Consider the following 22775-nt stretch of genomic DNA (forward strand, 5'->3'; position numbering starts at 1 on the left):
GTATAGGGATGCAGATGATATCAACTAATCTGTTATTAGATAAACGCTTGCAGTTCCTGGCGTAGTCTCTGATAAAGTTGATTCTGAGTTTCGCCCAGGGCCTCACGGGCGTCTTTGCGTTTTTGGAGGCTATAAAACAGGGCTAGATTGCGTAGCTGATCGGCATCGGGAATTAAATTATGATCAAAGTTTGGATGCCTGGCTGTGTTATCCATTTGCCCATTGGTGGAGCCTAGGACAGCGGCTAATTTCTGGTGGCGTAGGGCTATTGCTTCATTACTGCCCACCCGGATGGGGGCTGGCACCACTTTGACAACAATATAGTCGTGGGGAAATGGCTGGGTGCCATCTTCGGGAGTTTGTAGCTGTAGCTTATGCAGCTTAAACTTAGAGCCATCTACAGTCTCTTTGAAAAAGACATAGGCTCCATACCGTAGACGTGCTTCCCCTTCTCCCCCATCGCCATATAGATCGAGACTACTAAGAAAGATGCGGCGTTTTTCTTTTCTGACGGTGTTTACTTTCTGCATAACATCGAAGGTAACACCACCAAAGGGTAAAAAGGAGCTGAGAACCATACCAAAGGTATTTTTGATGGTTTGAAGACCCTGGCCAATGTCTTTGTTCAGGCTAATCTCCCCGGGGAGTTCCATGATCTCCACTTCCAGATGGACTCGGTCCAGGGTGGAATACTTTTCTTGCGAGTAGATATACTCACACAGCAGATTGTCTCTGACGATGCCGGCTGGAACGTCATTCTCGAAGAAGTTAATGGCTTCTACCATGGGAGCATTGCCATACTTGAGACGAGAACGGACCAGCAGATCGTTATCGCTTCTACTGTCGTAGGTTTTTACAATTAACAGACTCTCTAAGGTGACGAGAAATGAATCTCCTTCTTTGGCAACAGGATCTGTCGCAGATGGCTTGGCATCTGCGGGCCTGAGGGATGCTCCTGTGGCTGCATCTAACTCATTTAAGGGAATAAACCAATGGGGAGTGGGGTGCATATTTTCAGTGCCGATTTCTATACCGTTTAGGGCTAACGCATCATCATGGTTAGAGAGCGTTAGCCATACTCAATAAAAGCTCAAGCCTTTGAAAAATTGAGCAATACGGTACAGTATCGCCTCTTACCTCAGTTTACCCGCGCTCATGGGGAGCTTCGGGATATTTTAGGTATTCTTTACTGGGTGAGGGAGCTTACCCTGAGCGTGTCGAAGGGGGGCATGGGGATTACTTGGCGGGGCGGTATTCGAACTGGGCACGGATAATGCCGTGGTCTGAGGAGCCGTCTTCTTTGTGGTTGTCCCAATTGAGGTGGTCGTTGCTGACATCCATGCCCTTAAAGGCCCACAGACGCTGGCGTGAGTTGTCGTAAAATTCTTGGGATACCAGAATATGATCTAATGACTCTCGGAAGTTTTGGTAGATGTGGGTGTAGTACACGTTGCGATCGCTACGGTACTGCTGTAGCCGACTCACTGCATAAAGGTCCACATCGCTACCGCCCTGTTCTAATCCACTCAAAATATAGTTGGGCTGTCCAGTCAAAATATTTAGGGTATTGCTGCTTTCCCCATCGTTGAGATCCCCCAGAACGACCACTGGCTCATGGGTATTTTTCATGCGTTCTGTCAGAATCATCCGCAGGGCCGTAGCTTCGGCTGTACGGCGAATGGTGGAAATGGCTGAGCCTAGGGCTTCACTATGCTGTCTATAGTATTCATCTTCATCCCGGTACCAGCCTTCGCGGTAGACCTTAGTGGGGGCTTTGGACTTAAAGTGAGCGACGTAGACGGAGATGGGAGACGATTGCGATCGCACCTGCACCTGAAAATGCAGGACTGGTCGGGAGAATCTGTTGACATTGACAGAGATGCCTGATGTTTGGGCGTCATCGCCACCGCTTTCCAAAATAAATTTCTCTGGAAATGCGTCGATCCATTGGGGCTCGCCAACCAGAATATCTTTGCGTACTGCCCCGGCACAGACAATCCGCTGTCCACGATGGTCTTCAGGCACTAAGAGCTGATAATCGTCCAGTTTTTTATGGTCGAAAATATCTTCTAGTGCACCTGTGTGCCAGAGTTCCTGGAATCCCCAAACATCGGCCTCATTGTTGAGAATGGTACGACGGCTCCACTCTAGCTTGCGTTCGTAGGCTCCTTTATCCCAGCCGTCTAAATCAGAATAGATCCTTAGGCCTGGACGGTTAATGTTGTATAGATTAAATGTCGCAATGGTGAACTGGGTACGTCGGGCCATGGGAGTGCTAACGAATAGGGCTAAAAATAAGACAATTTGAGCGGTTTTGCAGACAATCTTGCAGACAATCTTGCCAAGAATCTCTAATTCCTACGGTTCTTAGGAGTTAGATTTCTGACTGTATTAAAGGCATTAAAGATGCTGCATTAAACGACTTGCTACGGCCCGATTCACGGACTACCAGACGTTTTAGACGTTTTTGTCCGTTTGCGCGGTTGTAAAGGATTCACAATTTCATAAGGATCACTCCATTCACTGAGCGATAGCTGTAGACCTGTTAGGGGCAAGCGAATGTCGTTGAGGGTGAGCTGGCCAATGTGTTCCAGGTGCTGGTGATACTGCCGTTGTCGGTTTTTCCAACGGTGAGAGTTGTGATATTTGCGATGACAGGAGCCGCAAAGCAAAGCCACCGGGTCTGAGCCCGTTTGTTTTGATGCAGTCTTGTGCTGAACAGTGGGGGTATGCTTCTGCAGTTTGGTCACGTGGAGGGCCCAGCGGCGTGGGTGGGCTGCGATCGCCTCTACTTCATTACCAATGCGTGCAGCAAAATCGTCCAGGGATTCGTCATGACGCCGACAGTGTCGTCCACAGGTCCTGCATTGCCAATTTGCCGCTTGCTTGAGTGCAAGGGCATGGGATGGTTTTGCATTGTGGCTGGACGATGGCATTAACGTAGAAACACATTGGTCTTGCGCCATAGCTTAGCGCTAAATGACAGTTTTGCAAGGGGGGCATCGCCAAATACATCTGTAGGCTTGATAGTTTCAGCCTATGTGCAGGCTAAACTAACGAGCCTGTATGACCCGCACAAACGATGAATCCACGATGCGGGGCTGCCCGTCGATCAGCTGCACTGTAAATGTGCGTGCTTCTCTCTGGATTGCGCCATCGCTATACACATAGGTGTTCTGGCCCTCAAACTCGATGCCTTCGGAGGTTTGGTTTTTGATTCGCAAATTCTCAACCGAGACCTGCTGAAACTGTTGAAAGAATTCGGGGTTAAAATTCTGGGCTACGCTGCCACTGGTTTGTGCCTTGGCCTGATCCCAGGCCTGACTGGATAGATAGGCATAAAAAGTCGTGACAACGGTTTGGGCCGTGGCTGGCGTCAGGGCTGCTGCTGGCTGCTCCAGTGACTCTGTTGTCGGAGCCTCATCCGGCACTATTTCTGCGTCTAGTTCCCCAGGGGGCTCGCTTGCTTCAATGGCAACTGGTTCCTCCATGGGGGGACTCTCTGAGGTGTCTAGAGCTGGGGTCTCCAGGTCCTCAAGGGGGGCTGCCTCTGTAACAGGAGGCTCAACAACCGGAGCCTCAACCGGAGCTGGTTCTATTGGTGCCGTGGGCGATTGACTGGCGACTGGAACCTCAGCGGTATTCGAGGTGGCTGATGTGCAGGCTCGCCCCATCAGGAGGCCGATGCCCAAGATGGCTACACCGATGATAATGGCTGGTATCTTCTTAATCGTGTTAGTCGTGTTAGTCGTATTAGTCGTGGACGGCGGCGGTACGACCTCTGTAGCCATGGAGGTTTTGGCCCGGTTTGGCGGCTGGGGCTGGGGGGCCATTGCCGGTACCGTCAGCGCGGTGGGCTGAGCTGGTGGAGCCGGTCTGCGTGCGCCGGATGTGGCACTTGCCCCGGTGCCAGTTACATATTGCCCTAGGCCCTGCGGCAAAGACTGTAGGGCCCTGAGGGCTTCCTTAGCTGATGGATAACGCGTACGGAAGTCGTAACGCACCATGGTGTCTAAAATCGTGATCAGCTCCAGGGGACTATGGGGCACATAGCGATGCCATTCCAGTTCTCCGGTTTGGGCATTGGGCATTAACTGCCTAGGCGGTTGGCCGGTGAGGGCCTGAATGCCCATAATGCCAACGGCATACACATCGCTGCTGAACTGGGGTTGACCGATTAATTGCTCATTGGGCATGTAGCCCTGGGTGCCAATGGAAATGGTGTGGCTAACGCCAGACCCTGCCGGTTGAGTACCGGCTTGCTTAACCGCGCCAAAGTCGATGACAACGATGCGATGATCGCTTTGTCGGCGGATCAGGTTGGATGGTTTTAAGTCTCGATGGATCACCCGATTGTCATGGACAAAGGCCAGGGTTTCTAGCACATCGGCCAGGAAATCAATGACTTTAGGAATGTCCCAGGGGGCTGTTTTGAACTCGCCCTCCAGGGAATGGCCTTCAATCAATTCTTGGGCCAGGTAAAACTCTCGATTTTCTTCAAAGTGGGCCAGTAAGTGAGGAATCTGTGGATAGGACCCCAGCTGATAAAGAACTTTAGCTTCTGTATCAAATAGCCGCCGAGCAACCTGTAATCCTTTAGCATCTTCCACCTGGGGTTTGAGCTGCTTGACCACACACAATGGATGCCCTGGCAGGTGCAAATCCTGGGCTCGGAAGGTTTGGCCAAAGCCGCCACTGCCTAACTGCTCGACGATTTTGTACCGGCTACCTAGGGGTTGGTCTGATCCGGATTGGCGGGATCGGAGGAAGTTTAGGTCCATGGGGATTAGCAGGCAGAGTGAGCAGCAGAATCAGGAAAGGAAAACAAGGGGGGTCAATGGGTGGTGTCCTGGCGGTAATTGGGATTGGGGACAACGATTTCGGTTTTAATTTCGGTGTCGCTCTCCGTGATGTCTTGGTTTGAAATTACTGGATCTGAGGGTGATTCTATATCTTTCTCCAGGGCAGCTGGTGAATCTTGATAAAACTGATAGAGGGCCTGGCTGGCCTCGAAGTCTTGACCTTCGATGGTGGTGGCGATCAGCCCCTTATGCAGTAACCATTTGCCGACTAATGTGGCTCCTTCATGGGTGTAATCCCGTTTTTGCTCTAGCCATTCTACAGCCGCCGTGCCGGTAAAGTATGTGGGGTCACTGTCCGGTTCCTCTGGATGAGGTTGCAGGGTGATACCCTGTGGTCCTTGCAGGGCATCGGCCAGGGCTTCTAGATCAAGATTTACCAAAAAGTCAGGCAGTGGTGACTTGGGGTCTACCGTTTGCTCAACGGGTGGCTCGATGGGGTCCTCGGGGACTTCTGCTGTCGTGTCGGTGGCTGGGGGAATGTAGGGGGAGGGGATACTGCGGTAGCCGTCCGAAATACCAATGGACTGCTGTTTAAGGAGTTCTAGAATGTCGTCTAGTTGGGGCGATCGCAAGTGTAGATCCTGCTGAGGAAATGGCACCTCAATATCGTAGTGGCGCAGGCTGGCCTCGATGGCGTAGTTAAGGTCGCTTTTGACGCGAAATTGTTTGCGAGGTTCTCCCGTCCACACCATAATGTCAAAATTTAGGGCACTATCGCCAAAACTTTGAAACCAGACTTCTGGCTCAGGTCGCAACAAGACTTCAGGATGACGTTTAACGGCTTCTAACAGGGCGGTTTTTACCTGGGAAATGTTAGAACCATAGGCAACACTGACCGGCACCCGTAAACGAGAGATCGAGTCACCGTGACTCCAGTTAATGACTTCACTCTCTAGAAAACGAGAGTTTGGCACAATAATGGTGACTTTATCTAACGTGTTAATCTCTGTGCTACGGGCTCCCACCTGTTTGACAATGCCAACTAAGTCACCAATTTTAATAAAGTCTCCCACTTGAATCGGGCGCTCTAGGGTGATGATAAAGCCGCTGATAAAGTTGTTGGTAATGTTCTGAACACCAAAACCAATACCTAGACCCAACAAACTGGCTAAAATTGTCAGGGAGCTGGCGTCAATTCCCAACAGCTGTAGCAGAACAATAATGCCCAAAAACAGCAGAACATATTGAACTAGAGCGCTGAGAATATCTTGCAGTCGGGCTTCGACTTGGGCTCTGCGGAGGATATAGGTGCGGAAGAGTCTAGAGATTAACCGGGCGGCAAACCAAAGTCCAATGGTGAGGGCTAGCAGCAGCACCATTCTTAAGGCAGAGTATTGGTTGTCGCCCAGGGTGATGCTTTCGGCAGTCAGCAGGGTGGCAATGGTATGACGCCATCTACGTAGCTCTGGAAACAGATCGGTGATGTAAATGGCAAATGTCAGCCACAGGCCTCCTTTTAAGCTGATTAACCCCAGCCGCCAGAAGAACGTAATGGGTCTTTCCCATACGGTGAATGGGCCGGTGGTGGTGGTAAACCACTGGGTTAGGAAGCGAGAACTGATGCGACCAAAGGTGCGGAGGAAGAGGTGAATTGTCATCGCAATTCCCAACACCATTAGACTGTAAAGTAATGCCCGGCGTAAATAGTTGGGCCGTCGTTCTAACTGCCCTCTACGGATAGCGGCTTCTAGCTCGTTTGCCCAATCTTCAGCCTGCTGTTCCAGACGATAGCCAGGCCTACTTAAATCCACCTGGGTGACGGTGGCTATCAGGTCTTCACCGTCTTCACCCTGGCTTTGGAGATAAACTAACCCCGTCTCTTCATCAACAACAACTTCAATATTGGGTGGTTCAGGTTTCTGTACTTCTTCCCTTAACCGTTTATTAATGCTGTTGGCTCGTTCAAGGGGAGTGAAATCAGCCACTCCACGGACATCAAAAACTCTCCGTCCATTGACCACAACTTCTGCTGTCGATCTGTCTATTGGCTCGTCCACCTCAACTGTCTGAGACTGAGCCGGTAGTGTCAAGTTTCCCCAGGTAAAAACCACCAGGGATAGACAAAGCAAAACCCAATATTTGCAGCGGCGCACCAGGGGGGTAACTCTATGGTCTTGTGGGCTATGGTTTTGTGGGAATCTCAAGGGCACCAATTTCCATATTGGAGAGGTTTAAAGATGATTCTGCCGGGTCGTCAAGGGTGGGGCGAGCTCGGTTTAATAACGCCTGGCCTCCCAGCCATAAACCGATGCCCATTAACAGTAGAATGCCACCCCCGATCAGCCATCCTAGAATAGCGTTGGGCTCTGCGGTTGCCATCTCACTTTTAGCCAGGTGGCTATACTCACGATTTAATTCAGTAGAATTCGCATCGGTGGTGTTGATAATCATGGCCGTTAACTTAAACGGACCAATGCGGATGGTGTCTTTAGGTTTAAAGATTTGACCATTTTTCTGAATGGGCCGACCGTTGAGAAAAGTGCCATTGGCGCTTTTGTCTGAAAGGTATAGCTGCCGGTTGGTCATGGAAATCACCGCATGGCATCGCGATACCTGCTGGTGGATCAATTCCAAATGAGACACCGGTTGATTTTCTAGCTGTGTTGGCATTTTGCTAGTTTCACGGCCAATGGCAACGGGCAGTTGACGCGAGGCATACTGGGATTCTCCCGTCACCGGATCTTCCCAGTTAAATTGGATAACGACCGGTTCACCTGACATGGGGGCGTTTGTTCTAACGATACGACGGTTTCGAGGACGATCTTACTCTACTCGTTATAAAGACGGGATGTATTTAAATTCAGTTCAGAAAAGTCAGTTCAGAAATTTCAGAGGTAGTGGTCGGTCAGCAGGACTGTCTATTTCGCAGGCTAGTTCCTAGGTGAAATCGCTAGGTTAGGACCGTACATCTGCCTAACTTAGTAACTCTATTAACGACTGCCCATCATGCGTTTGCTGAGGGTATGGGGGCAATTATATTAAATCCACTTCAGGCATTACTGCTCTTGGGATCGCCGTATGAACCTGATACAACTATTGGGTGTTAAATCTAAAGAAACACTCGGAGGCCGATACAAACTTATCCAACCCCTTGGTCAGGGTGGGTTTGGCCATACCTTTTTAGCAACCGACTTACATTTACCTGATCATCCAACCTGTGTCATTAAGCAGCTCAAGCCCCATCTACAGGATGCTGAGAGCTTAACGACGGCTAGACGTCTGTTTGAAACGGAGGCCCGGGTGCTTTACCAGCTGGGTGAGCACTCTCAGATTCCGCGTTTGCTGGCTCACTTTGAAGATGGCCAAGAGTTTTATCTAGCCCAGGAGCTGATTGAGGGAGAGTCTCTGTCTACGTTGATTCAACCGGGGCAACCCTGGTCTGAAGCTAGGGTTCGTCAGTTGCTGATAGAAATGATGACCCCCCTGGCCTTTGTCCATGGGCAAGGGGTGATTCATCGCGATCTCAAACCGTCTAACCTGATCCACCGTCGAGCCGATGGTCATATGGTGCTGATTGACTTTGGGGCCGTTAAACAGGTCAGTGAGAGGCGGGAAAACGGCGAAGTTACGCGCACTATTTCCATTGGCACCCAGGGGTATATGCCTAATGAACAACTGGCTGGCAATCCCTGGTTTAGTAGCGATATTTATGCTGCAGGTATGATCTGCTTGCAGGCGTTGACGGGGACTCGACCCCACTTGCTACAGCGTGACCCTCGCACCAGCGAAGTTCTCTGGCAAAGTCCTGATTTAGATATTAGTGAAGCCTTTCAGGCCGTTTTGGCGCGCATGGTGCGCTATGACTATCGCGATCGCTATCCAACGGCAACGGAGGTTTTGACTGACCTACGGTCTTTACCGGCGATGGCGAGTGAACCGATTGCGACTGGTGCTGTCAGTGGATTACCCACCCAGATGGCTGCGCCCGCAAAGCCCTCTAATAGCCCAGGGATAACACCAGCCTCGGACCAGGGCCAAATTGAAACAGTCTCCATATCAGCGCCAACTCAAACGTTACCCATTGAAAAGCTTCAAGCAGTTACTCGCTCTCTGCAAGATGCCACCCAGGCCACTGTTGAGGCGTTGCCCACCCTGCTAAATAGTCGCCAAAGCCGCTGGTCAATTTTGGGATTAAGCATTGTGGCCGTCGTGGCATTGGGGTTGGTACGCAATGGCCAAACCTCTGCCAACCTCACCTCCCAGCCTGAAGCTGCGCCTACGGTAGCGGTAGCTCCTGCTGAAGCGACTCCGGCATCTGAAGCCGAGTCTCCCCAGACTGCAGAGGGTAGTCCATCGGCGGATTCTGAGCCTGGGAGTGCCGCCGTAGAACCCGCTACTCCAGGGGCTACAGCAGTGCCGACCGCAGCACCGACCGCAGCACCCAAGACACCCACAAAAGTGGCGGCACCGGCCCAGCCCGCTGCCCAGCCCGTTGCCCAACCATCCTTAGATGAGCTTTTCGCCAAGGCCAGTGATTTGCGCGATCGCAACCACTATAAAGAAGCGCTTCAGGTGTATGACCAGTTGGTGGAACGCAGCCCCGACAAGGTGGAAGCCCATTGGGGACGGTGCTATAGCCTGAATCAATTGCAGAACTACGGTCAGGCGGTTGAAGCTTGTGAGCTGGCCCTGGCAATCGCCCCTGACAATATCCAAGCATTGTGGAGTAAAGGCTATGCCCTGGAACAGCAGGGACAACCCCAGGCCGCATTGGTTTTATATGACCAGACTTTGGACATCGACCCCAGTTACACCGAAGCGTGGAACAATCGAGGCGGCATTATGTTGCAACAGCAACGGTTCCAGGATGCGCTAACTGCCTACGATCGTGCCCTTGAACTGGATCCGAATTTTGCAGAAGCCTGGAGTAATCGGGGAGCAGCCCTGTGGGGACTGCGGCGGTTTGATGCTGCGATCGCATCCATCGAAAAAGCCATTGAACTACAGCCAGATTATCCAGAGGCCCAGGCATTACGAACCCAAATTCGTCAAAAACTAGGTCGTTGAAGCGGTCGAGCATTATTACCCAACACTTGATGAAACATTTCAATCTGTTGGGCCGATGCTTCGATGGGGTTCACCATCATTAGCCAGGTTACCCCTTCAGAACAGGGAGGTGTTGTCAGAGAACCGCTGTAGCGCACCAGTGTTCGCTCCGTTGGTAGCAGGTTGCCCGGATTCACCATGGCAGAAGCACTAATCTGTTCTCCCGATTGTTTAGGCAGATGCTGGCCTAGAACAGCGAGTTCCGGCTGTTCTAAGCCTGGCGTGATCCATACCCCCACAACGACTAACGCTTGAGTCTCGGCATGACGGTGCACCAGGTGCAATTCCATGGGATAGGGCGCGCCACCGTCAGTGTGTTCGCTGGGGGTGTGAAAGTGAAATTGACTCAGATTATAGACCTGATCATCAAGGGTGAGAGAGCAGCGGTCATTACCAGTTTCCTGAATGGTACGACCATTGTTGAGCAGGGAAATGGGCATGGGTCGATAGTCAAAACTGACTGTCTCTTCGGTCGCCGTAGTTTTGTCGATCTTGATGGGAGATTGCCGCTGACCGTCACCGCAGATGTGGTAATCACTAGATAGCGTAGACCAGTGGGCAGGCCCTTGATCACCGTCATAGCCCCAGAGAATACTTGCAAGACTGAGCTGAAGAAAGTCACGTCGCGTTAGCAGGGGGCCGAACATAAACTACTAAAGCCGCAATAGCCTTAATCTGGGCGGTGTACAGGAGATTGTAATCTAACAGAATTATCCCTAAAGACCCACAACAGTGCAAACCCAGTGATCACCCCATAGACAGCCCACCCTTTTCCATCAACAAGACCGATCAGCGAACTGGGTAAGGCCTGGCACACACTACGACAGAGTATGGCACTGACCGCTCCATTCAAGGCGGCTCCTAAACAACTTGCCAATAGCCAAACTCCCAGTATGCGCCAACGTTGACGCGCATGGTAACTCAGGATCATGCCCTGGGCGATGGCCATACCCCATATCCAAATTGACGGATTCATCAGCAGATTTTGCCAGAACTCTTCCCAGGCAATTGCCTCAGCTGTGGAAGACGTCACTATTGATGTTAGCGACACCAGCAGCATGCTGAGTAATATGCTGAGTAATGTACTGGCAATCCACCCTAAGGCACTAGCCACGGGCCACAGCGTCCAGCGTCCCCCTTGCAGATGCATCAATCTAAAGGTTAACCATTGCAACGAGCCAATGATGGCTCCTGACAAAAAAAGTGTTGCCATAAACTGGGCACCATTGTTTTCTAAGAAACCAATTAGAAATCCTCCGATTGCATTGGCAAAAATCCAGGCTAGGAATAATTGTGTTTTCTTTTTCGGTAATGTTCTTGTGGTCATGGGTGATTGCTCCTAATGTAGTGCGTCAAGTTCAAAATTTAGGTTAAGACGGTGAGTAGGGAGTAGAGGGTTGAGATTGTTCTTTGCTTGTAGTTTCTGAGTTCAAGAACGTTAAGACTTGATGATCAAATCCAGATGGATTCACCAAATTAGAAGGATCCATAGACTGTTCTAATATGACCAACTCACTGTTAGGTAGAGCATTAGCAATCTTTTGATTGATGCTAATAAATGATTCTCCCAGGTCTTTGCCAACAATAATCAGAGCAGGAACTGTGATAGTTTGTAACCTCTGCAAGACATCAATGCGATTAATGGCCTTTCTTGCTAATATCAGCTGTTGGAGATCTGCTTTTAAACTAACCTGGCCAAAATAGTCTTGGGCCATTCTGGCATAGCTAGCTCGATATGTTTGGCAGATGCTTTTTGCCAGGAGTTGTTTGCCCAATAGTTTGAACAGGTTAAACCCAATGATTTGAGAGAAGCCTAATAGTTTTTCTTGAGGTGTACGCAGTTCCCCAAATGAGTCAGCAACGATCAGCCTTGTCACCACGTTGGGGTAGTTAACAACAAATGATTGAGCAATGACCCCCCCCATACTCACGCCAATGATGGTACATGTTTCGATGGCAAGGTGGGCTAACAGCCAGTTGATTTGATTATGCCAGCTAGATAGCTGTGGAGTTGTTAACTTAGAGGATTGGCCATGGCCAAATAGATCTGGGATAAGCACATGAAATCCCTCATCTGCATAGGTTTGCATTTGTGGCTGCCACATCCCATGATCGGCACCAATCCCATGCAACAACAGCAGAGTCTCTGACGAACGATCGCCTAGTTCTAGATAATATGTTGTACTACTGTCTGGGTTTTGGACTATCACAATACTGCTTAATGATGAACGATTAATCTTCGCGACATTGCTGGGCTTGGGGATGACTTTAGGTATTAGACACCGTTTAGGATTGAGCTGCGGGCAGAGTCCTATGCAAAACCTGTTGTGACTCATGCATAAGTGGATGTTCGTTACTGCTAGCAACCGGTAAGGTTGGTAGAGTGAGGTACTTAACCATGGTGCTCGTGCATGGGGAGACTGAAAATATTAAGTGTCCTGCATGAAGAAAGTTAGGTCCATGTCAGAAGGTCATTGGTATGAATGACTTTTGTCATGGGAATTCGAAATAGAAGCTTTTAGGGTTGAAGGTATTGCCAATGATTAAGGAGCTGTTTATGGCTTTTTTGGGGTATATCGTTGTTGTCAGTCTGGCGTTACTGGGTAGCTATTTTCTATTGGCAAACGCTGTTGGTAAAGAAGCCGCCAATCGTAATATGGGCTACGCGCTGCCCTGGATTTTAGTGGGGGTTGCGATCGCATTCACCCCCTTCCTAATAACCATCGGCGGACAGTTGGTTTGGAGCTTTTTCTACATCAGCTATATCGTTAGCATTGGTGTGTGGCTATTTAGCTGGCCCGTGCGTAAACGTAAGGCTGGCAGCCTATTGCTTGACGCTGGCCGCACCTGGCACAATAAGATGCTGTTATGGATTGGCTTAGCAGAGGTTGTCGTTGCCCTTGTTATTACCTGGATTATGGTGACCTCTCCAGCTGGGATTTCAGATACTTCAAATGTGGTTGTATACATACCTCTTAAGATAGCCTTTTGGTGGACGTTGGCTATGTTAATTATCTCTCTTGGTCTGAACAAACTTGAACTAAGAGAAAATGGCCTGTGCTTTATGTATAATGCTATCCCCTGGCAGCGAATGAAGTCTTATTGCTGGGAGGTAACCCATCCTAATACGTTGACCATTCGAGTGCGACCTCGGGTAGTCTTTTTGCCTCACACCATGAGCATTAAGGTGCCTCAAGAACATCGCGATGCCATGGATCGAGTGCTCCAGACTCATATTCCCTTTTCTCCGCCAGATACGCTGGCACTTCCTTAAGACCTGATCGATACGTTTTTGGGGCTGGTAGCGTCTAATACCACGATATGTTTGAGGGCGAACTCATGATGCTTAGGCGAAATAAAATTTGGGTTCGGGGCCTGCTGATTGTCGCCTTGATTGGCCTTTTAATCGGCATGCTCCATCGGTTGACCATACCGGCTGCGTCGCAGCAACCAGATCTATTTGATACCGTGTGGGAAACCGTTAATGACAACTTTTATGATCCTGAGTTTAACGGTATTGATTGGGCAGCCACAGGGGAAGAGTATCGCCCTCAGGTGGCGGCGGCCTCGTCTCAGCAAGAAAAGGCGACTCTGATTAATGAAATGCTCGGTGCGCTGGACACATCCCATACCCATTTTTATACGCCGGATGAACCCGCCTATTATCAGTTATTGGGGATTTTCTATCCGCGGGTATCTGACTTCCAAACCCGCTTGGAAGAACGCTTTCCTGAAGGCAAGCTGGAGTATGCCGATATCGGTATTGTGACCCGTGAGAAAGCGGGTAAAACCTTTATCACGGGAATTTTTAAGGGTAGCCCTGCTGATCAGGCTGGGTTAAAGGTGGGCGACCAGATTCTCGGTGTGGACGGTGAGCCGTTTCATCCCATTCAGTCCTTTTTAGGGAAAGCGGAACAGCCCGTTAGCTTGCAGGTGCAGTCCTCGTTAAATGCGAGCAGCCAGAAAGAGATTACCATCACCCCCAAGCTGTATGACGGCATCACCATGTTCTTAGATATCATGGATGACAGTGTGGAGGTGATTGAAAAAGCGGGCAAAAAGATTGGCTATGTTCATATTTGGTCCTATGCGGGGGACCAGTATCAGGAAAAACTAGAACAGGAGCTGTTGTACGGTCGCCTCAGCAAGGCCGATGCGCTGGTGTTGGACCTGAGAGATGGTTGGGGGGGTGCCCCCCTGACGGCGTTGAATTTGTATACGGCCAGGGGACCTAGTCTGACCAGTATTGGTCGCGATCGCGCCCGTGTGACTCACCATAGCCAATGGAAAAAGCCGGTGGTCATGCTGGTCAATGGGGGCAGTCGAAGTGCAAAAGAGGTTTTGGCCTATGGCTTTCAGCAATATGATATCGGTCCGGTGGTGGGTACGACTACCGCTGGTGCTGTGACCGCCGGGCGAGCGTTTATTATGCCCGACGATAGTTTGCTATATGTGGCGGTGGCCGATGTCTATGTGGATGAAACCGTTCGTCTAGAAGGGGTGGGCGTCACGCCGGATGACGTGGTGCCCTTTCCCATTGAATATGCCCAGGGCAGTGATCCGCAGAAAGAACGTGCGATCGCAACTGCCATCACCGTACTGAATACACCTGTGTCACAGCGGTGAGAACCATAGCAGTGAGAATCATCACTGTCTGTCAGCAGCCGTAACCCTCGTGGGTGAGTCATGCACACACTTCCTTCAGCCCGACTAGTGTTTGTCGACAATTTGCGAGTCTTTTTAACCATGCTGGTGCTAGCCCATCATGCTGCCCAGCCCTATGGTCCGACCGGGGGAGCCTGGCCCATAGTTAATTCGGAACATGCTGCGATTTTAGGATCTTTTTTTGCAATCAATGCGGCATTTTTTATGGGCCTGTTCTTTTTTATTGCCGGATACTTAACCCCTGTAGCGTATGAACGTAAAGGAGCACGAAGATTTCTTTTGACCCGGTTTCAACGATTGGGGATACCTTTAATATTTTTTAGCTTGGTTGTTTTTCCGCCCGTGCTACATCACCTGACAGCACCGTCAGACTCTTTTTTGACCTTTATCCGCCAAACCTATATTCACCCCCTCAAGATAGAAGTGGCACACCTCTGGTTTTTGTTACACTTACTGGTATATGCCCTGGGCTACACCCTATGGCAGCAGGTAATGAGACGCAGAGCCACGGTGTCAGAGGCTATGGGGGCACCTTGGCCTGTGCCCAGCCATCAAACCATTCTCGCCTATCTGCTGAGCCTGACGATGCTAACAGCCATAGTGCGGATTGACTATCCGATTGATCGATGGGTGCAATTGTGCGGATTTTTACCCACAGAGATTGCCCATTTTCCCCAGTACGTCAGTCTCTTTGTATTAGGAGTTGTTGCCTATCGCTATAACTGGCTTAAACAAATGCCCAGAAGACAGGGCTTTATCTGGCTTGCCATAGGATTGGGGGCTGTCCTGCTGCGCTATGGCTATAGCCTCAGTCGCGGCAGGCTGCTGTTGCCTGCTCTAATTGCTGGCGGTGGTTTAGACTGGCGCTCTGTTGTTTGGAGTGCCTGGGAAGCCACAATTTGTGTTGGCCTATGCATTGGACTATTAGTTTTATTTCGTGAGAAGATTAATAGTCAGAACAAGTTTTTACAGATGCTTGCTGACAATGCCTATGCGGTTTATCTCATCCATCTGTTACTGATTATCTGTCTGCAAGTGGTGATGGTTGCTTTACCCATCGGCCCCCTAGCTAAATTTGGTCTGGTCACCCTGATCGGTATTCCCCTGTGTTTTTTCGTTAGCGCTACCCTGCGCAGGTTTTCGTTCGCTAGACTTGTATTTCCCTAATTATTAGTTTGGAGCTAGATTTTCCACCATGACCCCTAATGAAAAACCCTCAGAGCCTCGTACTCTAACTGATTTTGCCTATCAGTTTTTATTAGGAGCTTTACTGGGATTCGTTGTGTCCCTATTGCCGTTGGCAGTCGTTAGGCCCGCTCTAACCACTGGGAACATTACAGCAGTCGTCATCATTGTGGCGTTGTGTGGCACGTTGTCGGCCCTATTTGGCAAACGATTTTTGAAGCCTATGATGAATTTTTTAGAATCCCTACCTCCCATCGCCTAAGTAAGCTTAACTAAAGTATGCTCCCCGTAGGGTAAGAATTAAAGGCTAGGCTAGCTAACTTTCAGCAACTCAATCTTAAAATAGTTGGAGCCTTACAGATGCATGGACAACGCATTGACCATGGGTTAATCGTCAGTTTGAATGTGTTGCTGTTATTTACAGTGGGCTTTGCTTTGGTAGCGTATCAGGTATCTCCTCTACGCGATCCTAGCTTTGTACCTCAGGTGACTAATGCTGGTGCCAGAGTTAGCTGGCTGAATCCTGAGCGATATTGGATCACAACAATAAGGATTTTAGCCATTGCCCTGGCCACTAATATATCGTTATTAACCTGGTCTCACTGGCGTGGCCATCGAAGTGGCCTGAGTTGGATAAATCGCAACCCACTTTCTGTCTTTCTCAAGGCTGTGGGTCTCTGTGGAGTATGGCTTGTAGTCTTTTCTGTTTCTTGGTATAGCGCTTTATTTTTTCTCCTATGGCAGTACATCCTCGATTGATTGGCCAATAACAATGACAAAAGTCATGTAAATATATGACCATGGACTCTGGGTGGTCCTTATTTGATTCGCTAGGGTATGAGCATTCTGCACAAAAGTCCCCTTCAGGAGTCAGAACCATGGCTAAGGAACATGCAAATGTAACTCTTTTAAAACGCTTAGACGAGTATTTAGACAATAGCAACATTGCTGGTGCATCAGGTCTGTTCTCAAAAGAATTTGTCTGGCATTTTTTCAATTCTCAGCTGCCTGACATGCAGGGTGATTATCTTGGGGTAGAGGGGTTGCAAGCCTTCTTTGAAAAGCTGGCTGTGATGACGGGGGGAACGTTTCACGTGGAGCCCGTTGCCATTATTCCCATTGGCGATGAGTTAGTGGTGACCCATGTGCAAGACACCATGACTCTGGACGGTCAGTCCATCAAGCTAGATGCCGTTGTTGTCTGGCGAATTGTCAATGGCTATATTGCGGAAGCGTGGGATATTCCAGCGATCCATACGATTCATGCACCCGAGCCACCTATAGCGACTGCGGCATAAATTGTCGAAAGCATAATCAATGCTTCCGGGGCGCACCAATGTGCGCCCCGACGATACGCCTATAATAAGTTGAGCATGGCCAGGCAACGTCGTGTGACTTCTGCCCTCAGGCTGGGATCTACCCCATCAAGCATATCGATATTGGTGGCAAAGAAATATACGTTGTTATTTTGCTCCACATAGCCGACATACCAGCCGAGTTCTTCCGCCAGGGCCCAGCCTGTTTTGGCACGCATGGTATAGTCTGGCGTTTGCTCAACAATCATAATGTCTTTGACCATGGCCACTGTTCTTTCTGAGAATGGCAGGTCGTTGTTGTACAGACGACGCAAAAACTGAATCTGTTGTTGAGGTGTGATCCGGATATCGCCCGTGAGCCAAAACGTGTCAATCTCTTCTGCACTGCCGATGGTTTGATTGCCATAGTTAGCGTCGGTCACCCACTGTTGCATGCGTTCATGGCCAACCCGGCGGGCGAGCACCTGATAAAACCATACGGCTGATATCTGAAACGCTGTTCTTAAGTTCAGGTCACGGTTCCATGTGGAATAGCTTCTTTCTATTCCATCCCAGGTGAGAATTGCCAGATCGTTGGCGATAACACCAGTCTCTAATGAAATCAGAGAATTGAGAATTTTGAAGGTGGAGGCTGGTAAGAAAGGGGTGGTGTTGCGATCTCGATTATACTCAAACGCCACCTCCTGATTTTGACTATAAATAATAATTGACCCTTCTATGTCCAGGTCCTCGAAATGTTGTTGAAAGTCAGGTTGCACAAATTCGCGCCGAGCCTGGGCAATGGTCGATGTTGGTGGGGAAGGTGTGGCCGCAAATGATGGGAGGGCTATCAGGCAACTACCTAGGGTTAAACAGCCGAGCCAATGAGAAATGTGAGAAATATGCTTCATAAATGTGTCTAGCCTTAAAAGGGGCTGTTGCATACTAGACCATTTACCGGAACGCCTCCATGACAAAGGTCATTTAACTTAACCGGAAACATACCTCAGCCGTTCTACATGTAACATGGCCTGGGTTGTAGCTTTGACATCGGTTATGTTAGGGAAAACTTAGCGCTATTAGTGCATTGTCCCTGGAAAAGTCTAGACTCTATGGCTCGTTACGCATTGGTTATTGGCATTTCTGAGTATAAAAGTAAACATCTGGCAAACTTGAGTAAACCAGCTGAAGATGCTGCATCGATTGCCACAATACTACAGAAATACGGGCAATGCGACAAAGAGCCGACCGTCTTAAAGGGAAACGTCACCACGCAGCAGTTGGGGAAAGCACTGCGCACTTTTTTAACCCAACAGGCTGCTAACAGTGAAGCCATCATTTATTTTACAGGCCACGGCATTAGTGTGGTCGACACCTTAGGTAATACCGAAGGCTGTTTAACCACCTCCGATTGCGACGTCACCGTCGATAGTGATGGCCAGGTCACTGATCAGAAGAAAGCGATTTCTTTCGATAGCCTCAATAAACTGATCCAAGCAGCCAATCTGAGTAATTTGGTAATGCTGATCGACGCCTGCCACAGTGGCGATTTTATTGAGCGTACTCTGGTAAAGCAAAGCTTTTCTACATTTGGAGCCAAGCAAGACCATTATTTAATTACGGCTTGTCGAGGCTTTGAGGCGGCATTGGCAAAAAAGAATGATGACCACAGTCTGTTTACAGGAGCCATCCTCAAGGCGTTGGTTCCAGAAAATGCAGATGTTAATGGCAAAATCAGTAGCGACCGTTTATTTGATGAGGTGCGGCAAACGCTCAAAGGTGGTCGTCAAGAACCTGTGCGGTTTGGGACAGGACGATCTCTATCCATTGTGCAGTTTCCGCCAGACATGTTGCCGGATAGGGTGCCATCATCAAAACCGCAACCGGCTGTCAGGCAATCTAATTTGCCTAGGATGCCATTGCAAATGCCCCCGTTACCGGATCACTTTGTTGAACGTTCGGAGCATCAAAAAGAGGTAAAACAACAGCTGTTGTGCGAGGAGACTAAGGTTGGCACATTAGTTGTTAGTGCTATCTATGGTCTGGGGGGCATTGGCAAGTCAGTGTTAGCCTCAAAGTTAGCCCATGATGAAGAGATTCAGTGTCGGTTTTCAGATGGTATTTTATGGGCAACGCTGGGTCAAAATCCAGATATCTTGCCCTTGCTAAGCGGCTGGATTCAGGCTTTGGGGGACCATGACTATAAACCGACTGCGATTGAATCCGCATCCAATCATTTACGCACACTGCTGTATGACAAGCATATTTTGCTCGTGGTGGATGACGTTTGGAACCCTGCGCATTTAGATCCGTTTCGGGTGGGGGGTGGTGGCTGTTGTGTTTTAGTGACCACGCGGGAGGCCAGAATCTCAGATGCCCAGCGATATGACCTGGATGTGATGAGCGCGAATCAGGCTCTGGAGCTAATGACCCAGAAGCTATCGGGGACTTTGAGCGATGCGCATCGGCAGCAGGCATTTGCCTTTGCTGAGCGGGTGGGATATTTACCCCTGGCGTTAGAGTTAGCCGCGTCTCAAATTGAAGAAGGGGTGACTTGGTCAGAGTTATTAGAAGACTTACAGGATGAAGTTGCTCGCTTAGAGACGTTGGATATCTATGGTCAAGCAGAGATACCCGATGATGCGAAGCGAAAGAAGTATAGTCTGTTGGCTTGTTTTAATCTGAGTTTGAAACAACTCTCGCCAGAGCAGCTGAAACAGTTTGCCTGGTTAGGGGTGGTGCCAGAGGATGTGAATCTCACCCAGGAGATGGCAGAAACGCTTTGGCAGGTAACTTCGCGGCAGGCTAGAGCTATCTTACGCACGTTTCGGAGCAAAGCGTTGGTGTTACAGGGCGCACAGCTAGCCGATGATAAGCCCAGTTATCGGATGCATGACCTGATGCATGATTTGGCACAGCGGTTGTTGAGGAGTTCGCAAGAGCCGGAACGCGACGGAGAATTGCCAGGATTGGGATTAACAAAATCTGAGGCCCATGGGAAATTGCTGGAACAGTATCGAGAGAAAGCGGAGAATGGTGAGTGGTATACGCTAAAAGATGATGGCTACATTTATGCCCATCTCACCTGGCATATGGAGCAGGCGGAACAAACCGAAGAGATTCATACGCTGTTGCAGGTAAGCAATAAAGAAGGACGTAATGGTTGGTATGAAGCCTGTGATGAAATTGGTAAACCAGCAGGCTTTGTGAATGATTTAGGGCGGGCATGGCAGCTAGCAGTGGAGGCTTATAAGAAATCTCCTGGTAACTCTGTTACCTTGCTGTATCGCTATGCATTAATTCGTGGATCGCTGAATAGTTTGGCGAGCAATGTGCCAGCCGAGATGGTGAGGGGATTGGTGAAACACGGATTTTGGCAGGCGGCTCAGGGGTTGGCCTATGCACAGCAGGCCCAGGACCCATGGCATAGGGCAGCATGTATTTCGGCAATTGTGCCGTATATGCCCAAGGCTCTACTGCCCGAGGTGTTGAAAACTGTCGGACAAATCAACGATGCTGCTTATCGTTCTTATGCTTTAAGTAAGCTGGCGGAACAGTTTTCGAGTGTTTGGCCTGCTGTGCTTGCAACTATTCAACAAATTCAAGACCGCTATGGAAGTCATCGAGACCAAACCGAGGGTTTCTCTTATAAAGGCTTGGCACTGAGCCGAATTGTTGCTCAGTTACCCTCCATCTATTTTTCTGAGGTCATCGATATTACCCATCAAATTAGCGATCCTTCTGACCGTGTAATGGTGTGGACTGAACTTGCCCAGCGGCAAGTAATACCCTGGTCAACCGTATTGGAAACAACCCGACAAATAAAAGCTGAATATCATTGCTCGCGTGCCCTGATTGAGATGGCCCAGCATCTGCCGGAAGGCTTCTGGCCAGAAGCGCTGGAGATTACGCGACAGATCAAAGCTGAATATCAGCGCTCGAATGCTCTGAGTGCGATGGCCCAACATCTACCGGAACTCTGCCCGGAGGCCCTGGAGATTACGCGACAGATCAAAGCTGAATCATCGCGATCGCGTGCTCTGATTGAGATGGCCCAGCATCTGCCGGACGTATTCTGGTCAGAAGCGCTGGAGATTACGCGACAGATCAAAGCTGAATCATCGCGATCGCGTGCTCTGATTGAGATGGCCCAGCATCTGCCGGACGTATTCTGGTCAGAAGCGCTGGAGATTACGCGACAGATCAAAGCTGAATCATCGCGATCGCGTGCTCTGATTGAGATGGCCCAGCATCTGCCGGACCTTTGGCCGGAGGCCCTGGAGATTACGCGACAAATAGAAAATGAATATTTGTGCTCGAGTGCCTTGATTGAGATGGCCCAGCATCTGCCGGACCTTTGGCCGGAGGCCCTGGAGATTACGCGACAAATAGAAAATGAATATTTGTGCTCGAGTGCCTTGATTGAGATGGCCCAGCATCTGCCGGACCTTTGGCCAGAAGCCCTGGAGATTACGCGACAGATCAAAGATGAATCATCGCGATCGCGTACTTTGATTGAGATGGCCCAATATCTGCCAGAGCTCTGGCCAGAAGCCCTGGAGATTACGCGACAGATCAAAGATGAATCATCGCGATCGCGTACTCTGAGTGCAATGGCCCAGTATCTGCCGGACGTATTCTGGTCAGAAGCCCTGGCGATTACGCGACAGATCAAAGATGAATCATCGCGATCGCGTGCTCTGAGTGCGATAGCCCAGTATCTGCCGGAACTCTGGCCGGAAGCCCTGGAGATTACGCGACAGGTTAAAAATGAATATCAGCGCTCGAATGCCTTGATTGAGATGGCCCAGCATCTGCCGGACGTATTCTGGTCAGAAGCCCTGGAGATTACGCGACAGATCAAAGCTGAATCATCGCGCTCGAATGCCTTGATTGAGATGGCCCAGCATCTGCCGGACGTATTCTGGTCAGAAGCCCTGGAGATTACGCGACAGATCAAAGATGAATCATCGCGCTCGCGTGCCCTGAGTGCAATGGCCCAGCATCTGCCCGAACTTTGGCCGGAGGCCCTGGAGATTACGCGACAGATCAAAGCTGAATCATCGTGCTCGAGTACCCTGCGTGCGATGGCCCAGCATCTGCCGGACGTATTCTGGTCAGAAGCGCTGGAGATTACTCAACAGATCAAAGATGAATCATCGCGCTCGCGTGCCCTGATTGAGATGGCCCAGCATCTGCCGGAACTCTGGCCGGAAGCATTGGAGATTACTCAACAGATCAAAGATGAATATTTGTGCTCGAGTGCCCTGAGTGCGATGGCCCAGCATCTGCCGGACGTATTCTGGCCAGAAGCCCTGGAGATTACACGACAGATCAAAGATGAATCATCGTGCTCGCGTGCCCTGCGTGGGATGGCTCAGCACCTGCCTGAAAACCTCTGGCCCAAAGCCCTCGAGATCGTCTGGACCATCAAAGATAAATACTATTGTTCTATTGCTTTACAGGCGTTTTTGCCCAACTTAGAACAGCTATCCATTCCTTTTACCGATTGGGTTAATGTCCTAAATATTTTGGCCTATCAAAATCGTGAAGATCTCTTTGACGCATTGCCAAAGAGCAAACCCACAATTATTCGCCTCGGCAACGAGCAAGCATTTTTTGACATTTTGCAAGCCATCCGCGACGTTTGCCAACAATGGCCCTGAACCCCACAGTGTCACACAGAACCCTTCTATAGCTATTTAACCGCTTAGACGCTTGC

At 49.7% G+C, this 22775-nt stretch carries 18 protein-coding genes; 8 read left to right on the forward strand and 10 right to left on the reverse strand.

Annotation, left to right across the window (positions count from 1 at the left end; all coding sequences use genetic code 11):
* Positions 1-35: 35 nt before the first annotated feature.
* The 6 genes from SPB21_RS02730 to SPB21_RS02755 form a co-directional block, all read right to left on the reverse strand.
* A complete protein-coding gene (locus SPB21_RS02730) occupies positions 36-1010 on the reverse strand; it encodes a hypothetical protein (protein WP_163669142.1) in 975 nt (324 codons plus the stop codon).
* A gap of 226 nt (positions 1011-1236) precedes the next feature.
* Positions 1237-2268, reverse strand: coding sequence for an endonuclease/exonuclease/phosphatase family protein (locus SPB21_RS02735; protein WP_163702799.1), 1032 nt, complete (start codon positions 2266-2268; stop codon positions 1237-1239).
* 170 nt (positions 2269-2438) lie between these two features.
* Entirely contained in the window at positions 2439-2966 is a 528-nt protein-coding gene (locus SPB21_RS02740) for a hypothetical protein (protein ID WP_163702800.1), read from the reverse strand.
* 87 nt (positions 2967-3053) lie between these two features.
* The gene (locus SPB21_RS02745) at positions 3054-4781 is read right to left on the reverse strand and encodes a protein kinase domain-containing protein (protein WP_499865384.1); all 1728 of its coding nucleotides are present in this window, start codon (positions 4779-4781) and stop codon (positions 3054-3056) included.
* A 53-nt stretch (positions 4782-4834) separates the two neighbouring features.
* Positions 4835-7006 (reverse strand): mechanosensitive ion channel domain-containing protein, encoded by a 2172-nt coding sequence (locus tag SPB21_RS02750; protein ID WP_499865386.1) that lies wholly within the window; start codon positions 7004-7006, stop codon positions 4835-4837.
* Complete coding sequence (locus tag SPB21_RS02755; protein WP_163669146.1) at positions 6984-7583, reverse strand: FHA domain-containing protein; 600 nt, start codon at positions 7581-7583, stop codon at positions 6984-6986. The genes SPB21_RS02750 and SPB21_RS02755 overlap by 23 nt, the downstream gene beginning before the upstream one ends.
* Before the next feature lie 297 nt (positions 7584-7880).
* On the opposite strand from SPB21_RS02755, the gene SPB21_RS02760 reads away from it, so the two are divergent.
* Complete coding sequence (locus SPB21_RS02760) at positions 7881-9869, forward strand: protein kinase domain-containing protein (protein WP_499865387.1); 1989 nt, start codon at positions 7881-7883, stop codon at positions 9867-9869.
* Here the strand turns inward: SPB21_RS02760 and SPB21_RS02765 are convergent.
* The 3 genes from SPB21_RS02765 to SPB21_RS02775 are packed head-to-tail and all read right to left on the reverse strand — an operon-like array spanning position 9851 to position 12118.
* Positions 9851-10555, reverse strand: a complete 705-nt coding sequence (locus SPB21_RS02765; protein WP_499865389.1) for a carbonic anhydrase — start codon at positions 10553-10555, stop codon at positions 9851-9853. The two genes, SPB21_RS02760 and SPB21_RS02765, sit on opposite strands and share 19 nt — an antisense overlap.
* A gap of 23 nt (positions 10556-10578) precedes the next feature.
* Positions 10579-11235 (reverse strand): hypothetical protein, encoded by a 657-nt coding sequence (locus tag SPB21_RS02770; protein WP_163700202.1) that lies wholly within the window; start codon positions 11233-11235, stop codon positions 10579-10581.
* Between the two features lie 43 nt (positions 11236-11278).
* Positions 11279-12118: an alpha/beta fold hydrolase gene (locus tag SPB21_RS02775; protein WP_499865390.1), complete on the reverse strand. Its 840-nt coding sequence runs from the start codon at positions 12116-12118 to the stop codon at positions 11279-11281.
* Between the two features lie 329 nt (positions 12119-12447).
* Here SPB21_RS02775 and SPB21_RS02780 point away from each other — a divergent pair, with 329 nt between their 5' ends.
* The 6 genes from SPB21_RS02780 (at position 12448) to SPB21_RS02805 (ending at position 17056) form a co-directional block, all read left to right on the forward strand.
* The gene (locus SPB21_RS02780; RefSeq protein ID WP_499057427.1) at positions 12448-13182 is read left to right on the forward strand and encodes a DUF5673 domain-containing protein; all 735 of its coding nucleotides are present in this window, start codon (positions 12448-12450) and stop codon (positions 13180-13182) included.
* Between the two features lie 65 nt (positions 13183-13247).
* Entirely contained in the window at positions 13248-14534 is a 1287-nt protein-coding gene (locus tag SPB21_RS02785; protein ID WP_499865392.1) for a S41 family peptidase, read from the forward strand.
* Positions 14535-14594: 60 nt separating this feature from the next.
* On the forward strand, positions 14595-15740 hold the full coding sequence (locus SPB21_RS02790) for an acyltransferase family protein (protein ID WP_499865393.1): 1146 nt from the start codon (positions 14595-14597) through the stop codon (positions 15738-15740).
* A 28-nt stretch (positions 15741-15768) separates the two neighbouring features.
* Positions 15769-16020, forward strand: coding sequence for a hypothetical protein (locus SPB21_RS02795; RefSeq protein WP_163669155.1), 252 nt, complete (start codon positions 15769-15771; stop codon positions 16018-16020).
* Positions 16021-16118: 98 nt separating this feature from the next.
* Positions 16119-16517: a hypothetical protein gene (locus SPB21_RS02800; protein ID WP_163669157.1), complete on the forward strand. Its 399-nt coding sequence runs from the start codon at positions 16119-16121 to the stop codon at positions 16515-16517.
* Between the two features lie 119 nt (positions 16518-16636).
* Positions 16637-17056, forward strand: coding sequence for a nuclear transport factor 2 family protein (locus SPB21_RS02805; RefSeq protein WP_499057434.1), 420 nt, complete (start codon positions 16637-16639; stop codon positions 17054-17056).
* Positions 17057-17115: 59 nt separating this feature from the next.
* Here SPB21_RS02805 and blaOXA read toward each other — a convergent pair whose 3' ends face one another.
* Positions 17116-17964: a class D beta-lactamase gene (gene blaOXA, locus SPB21_RS02810; protein WP_499865395.1), complete on the reverse strand. Its 849-nt coding sequence runs from the start codon at positions 17962-17964 to the stop codon at positions 17116-17118.
* Positions 17965-18165: 201 nt separating this feature from the next.
* Between blaOXA and SPB21_RS02815 the strand changes: the two genes are divergently transcribed.
* Complete coding sequence (locus SPB21_RS02815) at positions 18166-22719, forward strand: caspase family protein (protein ID WP_499865396.1); 4554 nt, start codon at positions 18166-18168, stop codon at positions 22717-22719.
* Positions 22720-22775: the final 56 nt, after the last annotated feature.

Source organism: Leptothoe sp. ISB3NOV94-8A (genome assembly GCF_043421595.1).
GTDB lineage: Bacteria > Cyanobacteriota > Cyanobacteriia > Phormidesmidales > Phormidesmidaceae > Leptothoe > Leptothoe turfae.

Bases quoted from the DNA above. Each gene is read 5' to 3' on its own strand.
- SPB21_RS02730 (WP_163669142.1), bottom strand. From the start codon at position 1,010: ATGCACCCCACTCCCCATTGGTTTATTCCCTTAAATGAGTTAGATGCA.
- SPB21_RS02735 (WP_163702799.1), bottom strand. From the start codon at position 2,268: ATGGCCCGACGTACCCAGTTCACCATTGCGACATTTAATCTATACAAC.
- SPB21_RS02740 (WP_163702800.1), bottom strand. From the start codon at position 2,966: ATGGCGCAAGACCAATGTGTTTCTACGTTAATGCCATCGTCCAGCCAC.
- SPB21_RS02745 (WP_499865384.1), bottom strand. From the start codon at position 4,781: ATGGACCTAAACTTCCTCCGATCCCGCCAATCCGGATCAGACCAACCC.
- SPB21_RS02755 (WP_163669146.1), bottom strand. From the start codon at position 7,583: ATGTCAGGTGAACCGGTCGTTATCCAATTTAACTGGGAAGATCCGGTG.
- SPB21_RS02760 (WP_499865387.1), top strand. From the start codon at position 7,881: ATGAACCTGATACAACTATTGGGTGTTAAATCTAAAGAAACACTCGGA.
- SPB21_RS02765 (WP_499865389.1), bottom strand. From the start codon at position 10,555: ATGTTCGGCCCCCTGCTAACGCGACGTGACTTTCTTCAGCTCAGTCTT.
- SPB21_RS02770 (WP_163700202.1), bottom strand. From the start codon at position 11,235: ATGACCACAAGAACATTACCGAAAAAGAAAACACAATTATTCCTAGCC.
- SPB21_RS02780 (WP_499057427.1), top strand. From the start codon at position 12,448: ATGATTAAGGAGCTGTTTATGGCTTTTTTGGGGTATATCGTTGTTGTC.
- SPB21_RS02785 (WP_499865392.1), top strand. From the start codon at position 13,248: ATGATGCTTAGGCGAAATAAAATTTGGGTTCGGGGCCTGCTGATTGTC.
- SPB21_RS02790 (WP_499865393.1), top strand. From the start codon at position 14,595: ATGCACACACTTCCTTCAGCCCGACTAGTGTTTGTCGACAATTTGCGA.
- SPB21_RS02795 (WP_163669155.1), top strand. From the start codon at position 15,769: ATGACCCCTAATGAAAAACCCTCAGAGCCTCGTACTCTAACTGATTTT.
- SPB21_RS02800 (WP_163669157.1), top strand. From the start codon at position 16,119: ATGCATGGACAACGCATTGACCATGGGTTAATCGTCAGTTTGAATGTG.
- SPB21_RS02805 (WP_499057434.1), top strand. From the start codon at position 16,637: ATGGCTAAGGAACATGCAAATGTAACTCTTTTAAAACGCTTAGACGAG.
- blaOXA (WP_499865395.1), bottom strand. From the start codon at position 17,964: ATGAAGCATATTTCTCACATTTCTCATTGGCTCGGCTGTTTAACCCTA.
- SPB21_RS02815 (WP_499865396.1), top strand. From the start codon at position 18,166: ATGGCTCGTTACGCATTGGTTATTGGCATTTCTGAGTATAAAAGTAAA.